Genomic DNA, 556 nt, shown 5'->3' with positions numbered 1-556 from the left:
TTTGAGTTCTCGTAATCGGGCAGCGTAGTGAAGCAGATGGGGATTGCGTTCATGTCGGCCTCCGATGACGGACGCCGCATGACGTAGAAGAATATCTCCTGCCATTCAGTGCGAGGTGATCGCACGACCGCTGGACGCGAGATGCTCAGTAATGGCGCGCCGGATTTCGGTAACCGTGTCGAAGAGCCTGTTGTCCAAATCGATGACATTGAACCGGACAGCGATGAATTTGAGGCGGTTTTCGACAGGGACCGCGATCCCGCCTTCCTGACCGTTGAATACGACAGCTTGCTTTTGCATAACAAACCTCGGGCGCGCCACACGGGAGCACCATCTTAGAAAAGTGGAACAAAGGGTTTACGACGCGTCAGATTGCCGACGTAGGTCGGTATCGGATCGAGACGAGATCACGCACTCGCTGCACCGTTGCGAAGAAACGAAGTCGGACAAACAACGTCATCATCCTCCTCAAGCGAGGTCAAACGACCGCTGAGTATCGCCGGCGAGGGCCGGTTATTTCGGAACTCTTCTGTAAAAAACGTAGTCGAGAAATTTC

Annotated in this window: 1 protein-coding gene; it reads right to left on the bottom strand. The window is 54.0% G+C overall.

The genetic code is table 11. The annotated features are described in order from the left end of the window. Nucleotides 1–105: 105 nt before the first annotated feature. Nucleotides 106–300, bottom strand: coding sequence for a hypothetical protein (locus tag MOV76_RS39425; RefSeq protein WP_247266621.1), 195 nt, complete (start codon nucleotides 298–300; stop codon nucleotides 106–108). Nucleotides 301–556: the final 256 nt, after the last annotated feature.

The organism is Rhizobium sp. PRIMUS64, from assembly GCF_023006465.1.
GTDB lineage: Bacteria > Pseudomonadota > Alphaproteobacteria > Rhizobiales > Rhizobiaceae > Rhizobium > Rhizobium leguminosarum.
Note: the sequence above shows the minus strand (reverse complement) of the source record. Positions and strands in the feature narration are given on the sequence as shown.